This is a genomic window from Sporosarcina sp. YIM B06819 (assembly GCF_033485175.1).
In the GTDB taxonomy this organism is placed as follows: Bacteria; Bacillota; Bacilli; order Bacillales_A; family Planococcaceae; genus Sporosarcina.
The window spans coordinates 45,109-57,984 of record NZ_JAWLIQ010000025.1 but is presented as its reverse complement, the minus strand read 5'-3'; the positions used below and the strand labels follow the sequence as shown (position 1 = coordinate 57,984).

General features: G+C 41.3%; 15 protein-coding genes and 1 pseudogene. 15 read left to right on the top strand and 1 reads right to left on the bottom strand.

Annotated elements, in window-relative coordinates; translation table 11 throughout:
• Positions 1-136 precede the first annotated feature (136 nt).
• From buk to R2B72_RS15480, 6 genes are all read left to right on the top strand, one after another.
• Complete coding sequence (buk, locus tag R2B72_RS15505) at positions 137-1,237, top strand: butyrate kinase (protein ID WP_412177865.1); 1,101 nt, start codon at positions 137-139, stop codon at positions 1,235-1,237.
• Between the two features lie 27 nt (positions 1,238-1,264).
• Positions 1,265-2,692, top strand: a complete 1,428-nt coding sequence (gene lpdA / locus R2B72_RS15500; RefSeq protein ID WP_318617607.1) for a dihydrolipoyl dehydrogenase — start codon at positions 1,265-1,267, stop codon at positions 2,690-2,692.
• 27 nt (positions 2,693-2,719) lie between these two features.
• Positions 2,720-3,727, top strand: coding sequence for a thiamine pyrophosphate-dependent dehydrogenase E1 component subunit alpha (locus tag R2B72_RS15495; protein ID WP_318617606.1), 1,008 nt, complete (start codon positions 2,720-2,722; stop codon positions 3,725-3,727).
• Entirely contained in the window at positions 3,727-4,710 is a 984-nt protein-coding gene (locus R2B72_RS15490) for an alpha-ketoacid dehydrogenase subunit beta (RefSeq protein ID WP_318617605.1), read from the top strand. The genes R2B72_RS15495 and R2B72_RS15490 overlap by 1 nt, the downstream gene beginning before the upstream one ends.
• 17 nt (positions 4,711-4,727) lie before the next feature.
• Positions 4,728-6,044 carry a dihydrolipoamide acetyltransferase family protein gene (locus R2B72_RS15485; protein ID WP_318617604.1) on the top strand — a complete coding sequence of 439 codons (1,317 nt, stop codon included), beginning with the start codon at positions 4,728-4,730 and terminating at the stop codon, positions 6,042-6,044.
• Positions 6,045-6,306: 262 nt separating this feature from the next.
• Positions 6,307-6,933, top strand: a complete 627-nt coding sequence (locus R2B72_RS15480; protein ID WP_318617603.1) for an NUDIX hydrolase — start codon at positions 6,307-6,309, stop codon at positions 6,931-6,933.
• 86 nt (positions 6,934-7,019) lie between these two features.
• Here R2B72_RS15480 and R2B72_RS15475 read toward each other — a convergent pair whose 3' ends face one another.
• Positions 7,020-7,406: an OsmC family protein gene (locus tag R2B72_RS15475; protein ID WP_318617602.1), complete on the bottom strand. Its 387-nt coding sequence runs from the start codon at positions 7,404-7,406 to the stop codon at positions 7,020-7,022.
• A gap of 214 nt (positions 7,407-7,620) precedes the next feature.
• Between R2B72_RS15475 and R2B72_RS15470 the strand changes: the two genes are divergently transcribed.
• The 9 genes and pseudogenes from R2B72_RS15470 to R2B72_RS15435 all read left to right on the top strand — a co-directional run bounded on the left by R2B72_RS15470 (position 7,621) and on the right by R2B72_RS15435 (position 12,864).
• On the top strand, positions 7,621-8,037 hold the full coding sequence (locus R2B72_RS15470) for a VOC family protein (protein ID WP_318617601.1): 417 nt from the start codon (positions 7,621-7,623) through the stop codon (positions 8,035-8,037).
• 22 nt (positions 8,038-8,059) lie between these two features.
• The gene (locus R2B72_RS15465) at positions 8,060-8,407 is read left to right on the top strand and encodes a glyoxalase (protein ID WP_318617612.1); all 348 of its coding nucleotides are present in this window, start codon (positions 8,060-8,062) and stop codon (positions 8,405-8,407) included.
• 222 nt (positions 8,408-8,629) lie between these two features.
• Positions 8,630-8,767: pseudogene (locus tag R2B72_RS18705) on the top strand (NUDIX hydrolase); the annotation flags it as partial.
• A gap of 43 nt (positions 8,768-8,810) precedes the next feature.
• Positions 8,811-9,170 carry a DUF5412 domain-containing protein gene (locus R2B72_RS15460; RefSeq protein ID WP_318617611.1) on the top strand — a complete coding sequence of 120 codons (360 nt, stop codon included), beginning with the start codon at positions 8,811-8,813 and terminating at the stop codon, positions 9,168-9,170.
• 163 nt (positions 9,171-9,333) lie between these two features.
• Positions 9,334-9,543, top strand: coding sequence for an aminopeptidase (locus R2B72_RS15455; protein WP_318617600.1), 210 nt, complete (start codon positions 9,334-9,336; stop codon positions 9,541-9,543).
• Between the two features lie 332 nt (positions 9,544-9,875).
• Positions 9,876-10,406 (top strand): sigma-70 family RNA polymerase sigma factor, encoded by a 531-nt coding sequence (locus R2B72_RS15450; protein WP_318617599.1) that lies wholly within the window; start codon positions 9,876-9,878, stop codon positions 10,404-10,406.
• Positions 10,403-10,852, top strand: a complete 450-nt coding sequence (locus R2B72_RS15445; protein ID WP_318617598.1) for a hypothetical protein — start codon at positions 10,403-10,405, stop codon at positions 10,850-10,852. The genes R2B72_RS15450 and R2B72_RS15445 overlap by 4 nt, the downstream gene beginning before the upstream one ends.
• Positions 10,845-11,945 carry a hypothetical protein gene (locus R2B72_RS15440; protein ID WP_318617610.1) on the top strand — a complete coding sequence of 367 codons (1,101 nt, stop codon included), beginning with the start codon at positions 10,845-10,847 and terminating at the stop codon, positions 11,943-11,945. Before R2B72_RS15445 ends, R2B72_RS15440 begins: the two co-directional genes overlap by 8 nt.
• The gene (locus tag R2B72_RS15435; protein ID WP_318617597.1) at positions 11,938-12,864 is read left to right on the top strand and encodes a hypothetical protein; all 927 of its coding nucleotides are present in this window, start codon (positions 11,938-11,940) and stop codon (positions 12,862-12,864) included. Before R2B72_RS15440 ends, R2B72_RS15435 begins: the two co-directional genes overlap by 8 nt.
• Positions 12,865-12,876 lie beyond the last annotated feature (12 nt).

The following is a 12,876-nucleotide window of genomic DNA, read 5'->3' as shown; positions in this document are numbered from 1 at the left end:
GACCCACTTCGTGTGGGTCCAAGCCGTGCCCGCGGAAAGCGTCCGCCTGAAGCGCAAATCAACCTTGTTCGGATTCCAAGGTTAATTATTCTATTATGAAATTAATTCATATAAATGGAAAAATCGAAAAATCGAAATGGAAGGAGGTTCTGTTGTGCAAAACGCAAAAATTAAGGTCCTAGTCATTAACCCGGGATCCACATCTACAAAAATAGGCGTCTTCGAAAACGAATTACTATTGCTAGAAGTTACGTTACGCCATTCATCGGAAGAAATTGCACGATATCCTTCTATTATCGATCAATACAATTTCCGTAAAGAAACCATTCTTGAAGCCCTCGAAACAGAAGGCATCAGCATCACGGAACTTACTGCCGTTTGCGGTCGTGGCGGTCTTCTCCGCCCGATCGAAGGCGGTACCTATTCCGTCAACGACGCGATGATCGAAGACTTGAAAAAAGGATATTCTGGCCAACATGCCTCGAATCTTGGCGGTATTCTAGCCAATGAAATCGCAGGTGGATTGAACATTCCTGCATTCATCGTCGATCCTGTCGTCGTCGACGAACTTGCGCCTGTTGCACGTATTTCAGGATTTGCATCGCTTGAACGCAAATCGATTTTCCATGCGTTGAATCAAAAAGCAGTGGCGCGTCGCTATGCTAAACAAATTGGCAAAAAGTATGAGGATTTGCGACTGATTGTTACCCATATGGGTGGCGGTATTACAGTGGGTGCACATGATTGTGGAAAAGTGATTGATGTCAATAATGGTCTTCATGGAGATGGCCCGTTTAGTCCAGAACGAGCAGGAACAGTTCCGGCAGGAGCACTCGTTGAATTATGTTATTCGGGTGAATTGTATCGTAATGAAGTCATGAAAAAACTGGTCGGCCAAGGCGGCCTTGTTGGCTATTTAGGGACTAATGACGCTGTACAAGTCGAGAAAAGAATCGACAAAGGGGACGCCAAAGCCCAGCTTGTTTACGAAGCAATGGCTTATCAGGTTGCTAAAGAAATCGGTAGTGCTGCTACTGTTCTTAGTGGTCAAGTTGACGCTATCATCCTAACAGGTGGACTTGCATACGGAAAAGGATTCATCGCAGATATTTCATCCAGAATCGATTGGATTGCCGATATTGTCGTTTATCCGGGTGAAGATGAATTGCAAGCACTTGCAGAAGGCGCGATTCGCGTTCTTTCAGGTGAAGAAACAGCTAAAATCTACCCGTCTTAACGGGTCGTTGTGAAGGAGGCCATTACTATGGCACGGGAATATGATGTGGTGATTTTGGGAGGCGGAACAGGCGGCTATGTCGCTGCTATTCGGGCTGCACAATTAGGACTGAAAACAGCACTTGTCGAACAAGGTAAACTAGGCGGCACTTGCTTGCATAAAGGATGTATTCCAAGTAAGGCGTTGCTAAAAAGTGCTGAAGTTTTTGATACAGCAAAAAACCAAGCAGCTACATTCGGTGTAGATACGAAAGAAGTAACACTCGATTTTAGCCGCGTACAAGCACGTAAAGAAGGTATCGTCAAACAGCTACATAGCGGTGTCACGGCACTTATGAAAAAGGGAAAGATTGATGTTTTCGAAGGACTCGGCAGAATGCTTGGGCCATCGATATTCTCGCCAATGCCAGGTACCATTTCAGTGGAAATGAACAACGGCGACGACAATGAAATGCTTATTTTGAAAAATTTGATCATTGCAACAGGCTCTAGACCACGCACATTACCCGGTTTAGACATCGATGAACAGCAAATCATGTCTTCAGACGGCGCATTAGCAATGGAAGCACTTCCTCAATCAATCATCATCGTTGGTGGCGGTGTCATCGGTATTGAATGGGCGTCCATGCTCAATGACTTTGGTGTAGATGTGACAGTCATTGAATATGCAGATCGTATCATTCCTACGGAGGATGAAGATATTTCCAAAGAAATGAAAAAGCTATTGACGAAAAAAGGAATCACTTTTGTGACAAATGCAAAAGTATTGCCAGATACACTCGTTAAAACAGCAGATTCTGTTACGATTTCCGCGGACATAAATGGCGAAACAAAGGCATTTACGGCTGAAAAAATGTTAGTATCCGTTGGTCGCCAAGCGAATGTTGAAGGAATTGGCCTCGACAATACCGAAATAGAAGTAGTCAACGGTTATATCAAGACAAGACCGACATTCCAGACAAAAGAGCATCATATTTATGCCATTGGCGATGTCATTGGCGGATTACAACTGGCGCATGTGGCTTCTCATGAAGGCATTGCCGCTGTTGAACATATTGCTGGCTTGAAAAATGAGCCGATTGATTATACGAAAATCTCACGCTGCATTTATTCCAGTCCTGAGGCATCAAGCGTTGGCATAACAGAGAAACAAGCGAAAGAACAAGGATTTGACGTGAAAGTTGGCAAATTCCCGTTCATGGCAATCGGTAAAGCGTTGGTCAATGGCAATTCGGATGGTTTTGTTAAAATTGTTGCTGATAAGAACACTGACGATATTTTAGGTGTTCATATGATTGGTGCGCATGTCACGGATTTAATATCCGAAGCGGGACTGGCAATGGTACTCGATGCAACACCGTGGGAAGTAGCAAGTACCATTCATCCGCATCCTTCTTTGTCTGAAGTAATAGGCGAGGCAGCACTAGCGGTGGACGGTAAAGCAATTCATATGTGATCTACTCGTAAAAGGGGGAAAATAGAAATGGCAATTAATCGTCATGAAGCACTTGGATTGACTAATGAAGATGTCTTGCAAATTTTTGAAACGATGTTAATGGCTCGCCGCATTGATGAGCGTATGTGGCTTTTGAACCGTGCAGGAAAAATTCCATTCGTTATCTCATGTCAAGGGCAAGAAGCAGCACAAGCAGGGGCGGCTTACGCACTGGATAAAGACAAGGACTGGATTGCACCTTATTACCGTGATATGGGCGTTGTCCTTCATTTCGGCATGACACCAAAAGATTTAATGTTATCAGCATTCGCTAAAGCAGAGGACCCAAACTCGGGCGGCCGTCAAATGCCAGGTCACTTTGGTCAGCGGAAAAATCGTATTTTAACAGGTTCATCACCGGTCACGACACAACTTCCGCATGCTGTTGGTGTGGCGCTTGCAGCGAAGATGAAAAAAGAAGATTTCATTACGTTCGTCACACTTGGTGAAGGCTCATCCAACCAAGGAGATTTCCACGAAGGTATGAACTTCGCAGGTGTTCATAAATTGCCAACTGTCATTATGGTTGAAAACAATAAATATGCGATTTCTGTTCCGGTTGAAAAACAGTTAGGTTGTGCCAACGTTTCAGACCGCGCGATTGGTTATGGAATGCCAGGCGTCACTGTGGACGGTACAGATCCACTTGACGTCTATAAAGTGGTAAAAGAAGCAGCAGATCGTGCGCGGAGTGGTGAAGGACCTAGTTTGGTAGAAACCATTTGCTACCGTTTGACAGCACACTCCTCAGATGATGATCATCGTCAGTACCGTGATGCAGAAGAGCTAGAGAATGAAAAGAAAATGGATCCGATTCCAAAATTCGCGGCTTATTTGAAAGAAGTTGGAGTACTGACGGACGAACTAGAAAAAGAAATGGAAGAACGCATCATGATAGAAGTGAACGAAGCGACCGATTATGCGGAAAACGCTCCGTACGCCGAGCCTGAATCTGCGCTTCTCCATGTTTACGCTGAACAAGGGGGGAACGAATAATGGCTGTCATGTCTTATATCGATGCAATCACACTGGCCATGAAAGAAGAAATGGAACGAGATGATCGCGTTTTTGTAATAGGTGAAGATGTTGGACGTAAAGGTGGCGTTTTTAAAGCAACGACCGGCCTTTACGATCAATTCGGAGAATACCGTGCACTGGATGCACCACTCGCAGAATCTGCTATTGCAGGTGTCGGCATTGGGGCTGCGATGTATGGCTTGCGTCCGATCGCTGAAATGCAATTTGCCGATTTCATCATGCCAGCCGTCAACCAAATTGTTTCTGAAGCGGCAAAAATTCGTTACCGTTCGAATAATGACTGGACATGTCCGATTGTCATCCGTGCACCTTTCGGAGGCGGCGTTCACGGTGCATTGTATCACTCGCAATCTGTGGAATCGATGTTCGCCAGCACGCCTGGACTAAAAATCGTCATTCCTTCTACACCATACGATGCCAAAGGATTGCTAAAAGCTGCAATTCGTGATGAAGATCCAGTTCTATTCTTTGAACATAAACGGGCTTATCGTTTGATTAAGGGTGAAGTGCCAACCGATGATTATGTGCTACCAATCGGCAAAGCGGACGTTAAACGTGAAGGCGATGATATTACAATTATCACATACGGTTTGTGTGTTCACTTTGCATTGCAAGCGGCTGAACGTCTTGCGGAAGATGGTATTTCTACACATATCCTTGATTTACGTACAGTTTATCCGCTCGATCAAGAAGCCATTATTGAAGCGGCTTCAAAAACGGGGAAAGTCCTTCTTGTGACAGAAGACAATAAAGAAGGAAGCATCATGGGAGAAGTAGCAGCCATTATCGCTGAAAACTGCCTGTTTGAACTCGATGCACCTATCAAACGTCTTGCAGGACCGGATGTACCCGCAATGCCGTACGCACCGACAATGGAGAAGTTTTTCATGGTCAATCCAGACAAAGTCGAAAAAGCAGCACGTGAACTGGCTGAATTTTAAGGACGGAGGTAAACAAATTGGCGATTGAAAATATATTAATGCCACAGCTCGGGGAAAGTGTGACAGAAGGCACGATCGAGAAATGGCTTGTTAAACCGGGCGATACGGTAAATAAATACGACCCACTTGCAGAAGTGAATACGGATAAAGTAACAGCAGAGGTTCCTTCATCATTTGCGGGAGTAATCAAGGAATTGATTGCACAAGAAGGGGAAACGTTAGCTGTTGGAGCAATTATTTGTACGATTGAGATTGAAGGTGGCGCAACAGTAGAAGCACCTGCGGCACCAGCCCAAGTGGCACCTGCACATGAAGTGCCAGCAGTTGCACCACAGACGCCAGCTGCATCACTGAATCGTGAAAAAGGCAAAGCTGCAGGCCGTTATTCACCAGCCGTGCTTCGTCTGTCACAAGACAACGGCATCGATTTGACACTCGTCGAAGGTTCTGGCAAAGAAGGGCGTATTACGCGTAAAGACTTGCTGGCGATTATCGAAAGTGGCAACATTCCAACGGCCGCTTCGGCGCCTGGTGTGGAAGTTGTAGCACCAGTAACTCCGGTGACAACAGCGACTGCACCTACTGCACCTGCAATGAAAGCAGCTGAACCTGTCAATGTACCTGTTACTGCAGGTGATATTGAAATTCCGGTTACGGGCGTGCGTCGTGCGATTGCTAGCAATATGCTACGTTCGAAACACGAAGCGCCACATGCTTGGATGATGATTGAAGTCGACGTGACCAATCTTGTTCAGTATCGTGATTCATTGAAAAATGACTTCAAACAAAAGGAAGGCTTCAATCTGACATACTTCGCGTTTTTCGTGAAGGCAGTAGCACAGGCATTGAAGGAATTCCCAATGATGAATTCCATGTGGGCAGGCGACAAGATTGTCCTGAAAAAAGACATCAATATCTCTATCGCCGTTGCATCGGATGACGCGTTGTTCGTTCCAGTCATTAATCATGCTGATGAAAAAACAATTAAAGGCATCGGCCGTGAAATCCAGGAACTTGCTGGTAAAGTGCGTTCTGGTAAATTAAAATCCGCTGAAATGCTAGGCGGTACGTTTACGGTGAATAATACCGGCTCATTTGGTTCTGTTCAGTCAATGGGCATCATTAACTACCCACAAGCGGCGATTTTACAAGTAGAATCGATTGTTAAACGTCCTATGATTATGGACGGCGGCATGATTGCAGCACGTGATATGGTGAACTTATGTTTATCACTTGATCATCGTGTGCTGGACGGCTTAGTTTGTGGTCAATTCCTAGCACGTGTGAAAGAGATTCTTGAGCATGTTTCGGCGGATAATACATCTGTTTATTAAATAAAATGATATGCCTCGGTCTGCTTTGAATGGGACTGAGGTTTTTATTTGCCGGAAAGAAAGTGGTAATGGGATTAAGCGAGAAAATACTTGCGGTGGATATCTTTATTTACACTAAGCTCGCAACGTTCCCGGCAAACTAGACAACGCTTTCGCAAAACTTAACAACGTTTTATCAAAACTATACAACGTTTTTAGGTTATTTGATATTAATGGAATTAAGTATATTGGCGCTGAAATATCATATTTAGGGGGAAGTCTGTTGGAAAATGAACAATTAAAAACGTTTGATGAGGATCGCAATCAACTAGGCGTTGCTAGTCGTGAAGAGGTACATAGACTTGGCTATTGGCATGAAACGTTTCACTGTTGGTTCATTAGCAAGGAAATGGGTACAGATTATATCTATTTGCAACTCCGTAGTGCTACAAAAAAGGACTATCCAAATTTGTTTGATATTACTGCCGCGGGACATATTCTGGCTACTGAAACAGTTCAAGACGGTGTAAGAGAGATTAAGGAGGAAATTGGGATTGATGTTCCCTTTCATGAATTAGTGTCATTAGGAATAATTGATTATTGTGTCATAAAAGAAGATTTTATCGATAAGGAACTAGCACACGTATTTTTATATAAATACGACAAATCCTTTGATGATTTTACTTTTCAAGAAGAAGAGGTTGCAGGAATCGTAAAAGTTGAATTTAACGATTTTACTGAACTTTGGTTAGGTGAAAGAGATAAAATTAGGGTAAAGGGCATTGGAATAAAAAATGGGTATAAAATTTTAATGGATGAGGAATTAGGAAGGGATAGATTTGTACCTCATCAAATTACATTTTACAAGGCGGTTATTGAAAAAATTAAAGAAAAAATTTATTTGACCTAATGTTCTTCGTTTTTTAGTGTGTAGGGATGTGACTTTTTCGCATCCCTACACACTTTTTTCGGTAATGGTTAGTCTACAGCCGCCAATTATTTTCTTACTTCATACGTTTCTACAAGTTCAATTGATTGAATGACGGACTGTGCCATGGAGCAATTCTTCTTTGTCAATTCGAAAATTTTATCCATTTTCGATTCATCAATCGCATGACCTTCTATTATAAAATGCAAGTGTACTTTCTCAACTCGATTAGCGATTTCCGCGTTACGAAGCACTTCTTTCACCTCGATGGTGATATTTTCTGCTGGCATCCGCATTTTTTCGAGAATATTGCGCATCACACCACCACTACAAACAGCTAATGATGAAACTAACAGTTGATAGGGCCTGAATCCGTATTCCTCATTGCCTGAAATCGTCAGCTTTCCAAACTCCGTTTCTGTTTCAAATCCATGTTCTTTCATTTCAAATTTCAAAGTTATCTCCTCCTCTAACTGAATTATATAGGAATGTAGAGTGAAAGTGTGAGTAGATGGTGCTTGTCACTCGTTTTAACATGCATCTTCCAGTAACGATGCACGATAGTTGAATTAGGATTAATTTACAAATAAGAAGGAAAGATTAGATCGAGCATTGAATTTATATAAGGGTGAGTTATTTCTGCATCTCTATATCAGGAGGTTGTTAGGTATGTCGAGAGAATTATGGTTGAACCTGCCAGTGCGAGAACCAGAGCGGGCGAAGGCGTTTTATACCGAACTCGGTTTTCGGTTGAATGAGCAGTATGCGAGTCAAGACGGCTCATTCAGCTTGATTGTCGGCGATAATCAGGTTGTTTTGATGCTCTTCCCGGAATCCACGTTCCGCGGTTTTGCTGGTAATGCGGTTGCGGATTCGTGGCAGAGCACTGAAGTATTACTCTCTCTAGGGGCGAACTCCAGGGAAGAAGTGGATGAGTTCGCCTTGAAAGCCGAACGTGCTGGCGGCACTGTCTTCAGCAAGCCGGGTGAAAAGGATGGCTGGATGTACGGCTGCGGTTTTGCCGATCCAGACGGTCATCGGTGGAACGCGTTGTACATGGATATGGGCAAAATACCGCAAGGCTGAAAGAAGGAGCGAATTTATGATGATGATAAAAGGTTTCGGTGGAATATTTTGGAGGACTAAAAATATAGAAGTTATAAAAAAATGGTACAGTGAAGTGCTGAAGATTGAAATAGACAATTGGAATGGGACTATTATTAAATCTGATGCAGCAAATGAAACGATCTTTTCTTTCTTTACTGAAGATGACGCTTACTTTCCAACAGAACAACAAGTGATGCTAAATTTCCAAGTGTATAATCTAAACGAGATGATTGAGCATCTTGAACAAATGGGCGTACCTCTTGTCAAGGAAAAAGAGGTTAGTGAATTTGGACAGTTTATTTGGATTAAAGATCCTGAAGGTAGACTGGTTGAGTTGTGGGAGAAATAATGGAGGCTTGATTGGAATTAGAATGGATAAGAAAGTCGATTTCCTGTATGTTAAGGAATTCGACTTTTTTAAATTGGCTACTTCATTGAATCTTGTTTATCTCCTTTTGTGTATTCGAATAGTGAAACTTTTCGGCCTATTAGGCGTTCTAATTGTAGAACAATTCCTTGTTCGAGTAACTTTACCAATTTGCAAGGTAGTAATAATTTAGAGGGAAGTCTGTTGGAAAATGAACTCTTAAAAACTTTTGATGAAGATCGCAATCAAATAGGCGGTGCTGCTCGTGAAGAGGTACATAGACTTGGATATTGGCATGAAACTTTTCACTGTTGGTTTATTAGCAAGGAAAGGGGAGATTATGACTTTGAAACATGAAGAAGTGAATGAGGGCAAGAGAGTTTTCATGAAAATTTTAAAAGGATTTATACTAGTGAGTTTGTTACTTGTTGCATTAGTTGGATATGGAATTTATTGGGCTTTTTTCGATATGAATAGGTTACCAACAGGAGATTATCTCACAGAAGAGACATCTCCTAATGGAAAATACACGTTAAAAGCATATGTCACGAATGGTGGGGCTACAACTGCGTATGCTGTTCGTGGTGAGTTGATATTTAATGAAAAAAGAAATAAAACTAAAAATATCTATTGGAATTATCGTGAAGATACTGCGAATATTATTTGGACAGACAATAATACGGTGGTAATAAACGGAAATAGCTTAGATGTGCCAAATGATAAATTTGATTTTAGAAATCAATGATAATTCTTTTTTAACTTCGCTTAACGTATTAATTTCACAAAATATAGTAGAAAGATTTCTTAATTGGGCAGCGAGGCAGTTCAATTCATAAATTATTGAACTAACAAGGGCGTTTCGACAGTGGATAACTACTATAAATTTTAAATACAGGAGCGCACAGTTTATGTATATAAATAATTATGCAAAGGTAATTGTGAATATTGGGGTGACAGTTGAAAATGGGGATTTAATTAAGATTAACTTTTCTCCTGAACATTTGCCTTTTGTACGTGAAATCTCAAAAGAAGCTTACAAGAGTGGGGCACAATTTGTCTCCCTTAATATACGGGATTCTGAAATTGATAAGGATCGGGTACGATATTTAGAAGACTAATTTTTAGAAGTTTTTCCGAAATCAGTGATTGAAAATGAAGTGTGAAAATTTATTGATGCATTAATAATGGATGATTGGGATTCAGATTCAGTTGAACTCCCTTCGGAAGCAATTAGGGGAAGATATTTAAAATGTAACGAAAAGATGCCGCAAAACTTAGCCGAATGGAAAAGTAATAGATTAACAAGTATTTATGTAACTGGGTCAGACTTTCTAGTCTGGCTTTTTTTAATATTTTTATATTTTTTTTGAAAAAGTGTAGGGTATAGTAGGAGTAGATTCGTCTAATAAGGTAGATAGTGGGAAAGGGGGAGAGCGCTATTCAGGATGAGATGTTAGTAGAAAAAGTGAAGGCAGGCGATGAGCAGGCGTTTCGTTTATTGATTGAGAGATATAAAAATGATTTGTTCAAGGCGATATATCCGATCCTCAGGAATGACATGGATGCAGAAGATGTAACGCAAGAAGTGTTTTTAAAAATCTATTATGCTCTCCCACAGTACAACTCGCAAGGCCTGAAGACATGGATGACGCGGATTGCGATTAATCATGCAATTGATTTGAAGCGCAAGAAGCAACGGCAGCATGAAACTGTTGTCGAACCAGAAGTGTTTTCGGCAATACCTCAACCGGATTGTACGACCATTGCCGTTCTTCTGCGAAAAGAACAGAGAGAGGTGGTGCGCAATCGATTAGATGAAATGCCCGCAAGTTATAGAGATGTTATTTATGCGCATTACATAATCGAAAAAAGTTATCAACAAATCGCAGATGAGCAGAAGGTTGGGGTTAAGGCAATTGAAATGAAGTTGTACCGTGCAAGAAATTGGATGAAGAAACATTGGAAGGAGGATGATTTTTGATGAGGCATTTCAGCAACGAAGAGTGGATGAGTTATATAAACGATCGGGTATCAAAAACAACGTGCGAAGAGCTAGAAGATCACCTATTGTCCTGTGACCAATGTTTAGCAGTCTATATGGAAATGATAGATAGACAGGCAGAGGAGTTACCCGTAATCAATACTAGTGGCTTTGCAGATGCAATTATTGCGGAACTTCCTCAAAGGAAGGTGCGAAAAAAAGTACTTTACCAACGAACGTTATTCCATTACGCGGTTGCAGCAGTTATTACATTAACACTGATGTCAGCGGGCTTCTTCCAAAGTATTACGGGCGTTGTGACTTCAGTTGAAGCAGCATCACTATCAAAACCAGAGAAAAGTGTATCGAATAGCCTAATGGAAAAGACTTTGGCGCTATTTGAAGTGTTTGATATAAAACAAAAGGAGGTCAATCATGATGACTAAAAATCCATTACTTGCGTTTTTCCTTACCTTTATTCCAGGGGTGGGCCATTTCTACTTAAATCGAAAAGTGAGAGGGTTTATCTATGGGGCAGGGGCCGTATTACCTTTCACGTTAGGTTTCTTCCTGTTTATTGCCTTTTATGAAGATGAACCGCTTATTCTTGGATTTGTCACTGCAATAATCGTCACTGCAATTAGCTTAATAGATATGTTACTTTATTTGTTAAAAAATCAGAGGGTACAGATCCCCATTGACCAAACGCAACAAATATTACAGATACCAACCCAAACTAAAACGGGCGAAAATGAACGCTTTTATACAATTTTGCTTTCTTTCATCCCGGGGTTAGGTCATTTTCAACTAGGGTTAATGAATAGGGGATTCACATTCCTTATCGGATTTTTTGGACTTGGAACGATGATTTTGTTTATTTCAGCTTTCACGAACCAAGATGAATTTATGGTGTTTTTAGGTATTCTTCCTGTGCTTTGGGTGTACAACATGTTTGATGCGATTCAACAAGTTAGCAAAAAGGCACGAGGAGAAGAATTAATAGATAAGACGATATTAGAGGATTTCGAAGAAACACGCCGTGAACAAGGGAGGAAAAGTAAGACGTTAGCTACGGTATTATCGATTTTCCCAGGTGCTGGCCATATGTACTTAGGCTTGCAAAAACGTGGCTTACAACTCATGGCAGCGTTTTTGTTAAGCATTTATATTTTGGATATTTTAAGACTTTCCCTGTTCCTATTTTTAATCCCAATCATCTGGTTTTACAGCTTTTTTGATGCGTTGCAAAAGGTTTCGATGCATGGGGAGGAGGAGCTAGAAGATACTCCGGTAATCACGTATTTTGTGAATCACCAGAAATGGATAGGCATTGGTTTGTTGGGGCTAGGACTTTATTATTTGGTTGTCAATGTGATCATCCCTCTGTTAGCGCCGATAGTAAAGATGAATCTCGGCATTGATATTGAAAACTGGTATTACAACTATTTCCAAGTCACTGTGATGTGTATTTTATTAATTGGCGGGGGCTTGAAGCTCATGTTGGGAAGCAAAAGCCGAAAGGTGGGTCATGATGCGTAAATGGCGTGTGGGTACTGTGTCGATGGGATTATCTCTTGTATTGCTAGGGGTTTTCTTATTTCTAGCTCAAATTATAGGCACAAAAATGTTTGAACCATTTCTTGTGTGGTGGCCGATTATCCTTGTTGTATTAGGGATTGAAATTATCGTTTACCTCTTGTTATCAAAGCAGGAAAATCCGATTGTAAAGTACGATTTTATCAGCATATTTTTTGTAGGACTACTAGGCACGATTGGCATTGGCTTTACGATTTTAACCTCATCGGGTCTATTAACAGAGCTTCAAACCTTGATGGTGGCTGAGGATAAATCATTTAATCTACCTGCAATTGAGGAAGAGCTACCAGACAACATTAAGAGAGTTGTCTTGGAGACGGGTGAGCATGAAGTTAACATAGAGGGTTCTGACGTCAATCAACTCACTATATTTGGTACTTACAGAGCGAGAGTTAATCCGAAAAGTGATCCTGTGCTTGCAGACAAGGATGATTATACGTTGACAAAAATAGTAGGCTACACTATGTATGTGACGATTAAAGCTACTTCTCGTCATTCGGGTCCTTTCTCGACCTATTTGACAATCGAGCCTACAATTATTGTGCCAGATAGTGTTCGCTTAGAGGTAAGAGGAGAGCGTAATACAATTGCGCTGTATCCAGGTTCTCTTAAAAACCATTGGACCGTTGATGGACCAAGCTATGCTACGATGCATGTTGGCAAAAATAATGATGTACTGCTTTCAGCTACTTCTAGGAATAATCTGCAAAATGGTAATGTGAAATGGGATTCAATTGAAACACCAGACCAAGGCGGAGACGGTAAGCTTTACAAAGGTACTTTGAAGATAGGCAATGGAACGTTCTATCTTGATATATTGAATAGTGAGCGAATTTCTGTGAATTTGGTGGAAGGGATGTAATGTTGGTTTAAG

What these genes read in the sequence shown, in the direction of transcription:
- buk (WP_412177865.1), top strand. Translation starts at nt 137, where the DNA reads ATGGAAGGAGGTTCTGTTGTGCAAAACGCAAAAATTAAGGTCCTAGTC.
- lpdA (WP_318617607.1), top strand. Translation starts at nt 1,265, where the DNA reads ATGGCACGGGAATATGATGTGGTGATTTTGGGAGGCGGAACAGGCGGC.
- R2B72_RS15495 (WP_318617606.1), top strand. Translation starts at nt 2,720, where the DNA reads ATGGCAATTAATCGTCATGAAGCACTTGGATTGACTAATGAAGATGTC.
- R2B72_RS15490 (WP_318617605.1), top strand. Translation starts at nt 3,727, where the DNA reads ATGGCTGTCATGTCTTATATCGATGCAATCACACTGGCCATGAAAGAA.
- R2B72_RS15470 (WP_318617601.1), top strand. Translation starts at nt 7,621, where the DNA reads ATGTCGAGAGAATTATGGTTGAACCTGCCAGTGCGAGAACCAGAGCGG.
- R2B72_RS15465 (WP_318617612.1), top strand. Translation starts at nt 8,060, where the DNA reads ATGATAAAAGGTTTCGGTGGAATATTTTGGAGGACTAAAAATATAGAA.
- R2B72_RS15460 (WP_318617611.1), top strand. Translation starts at nt 8,811, where the DNA reads ATGAAAATTTTAAAAGGATTTATACTAGTGAGTTTGTTACTTGTTGCA.
- R2B72_RS15455 (WP_318617600.1), top strand. Translation starts at nt 9,334, where the DNA reads ATGTATATAAATAATTATGCAAAGGTAATTGTGAATATTGGGGTGACA.
- R2B72_RS15450 (WP_318617599.1), top strand. Translation starts at nt 9,876, where the DNA reads ATGTTAGTAGAAAAAGTGAAGGCAGGCGATGAGCAGGCGTTTCGTTTA.
- R2B72_RS15440 (WP_318617610.1), top strand. Translation starts at nt 10,845, where the DNA reads ATGACTAAAAATCCATTACTTGCGTTTTTCCTTACCTTTATTCCAGGG.
- R2B72_RS15435 (WP_318617597.1), top strand. Translation starts at nt 11,938, where the DNA reads ATGCGTAAATGGCGTGTGGGTACTGTGTCGATGGGATTATCTCTTGTA.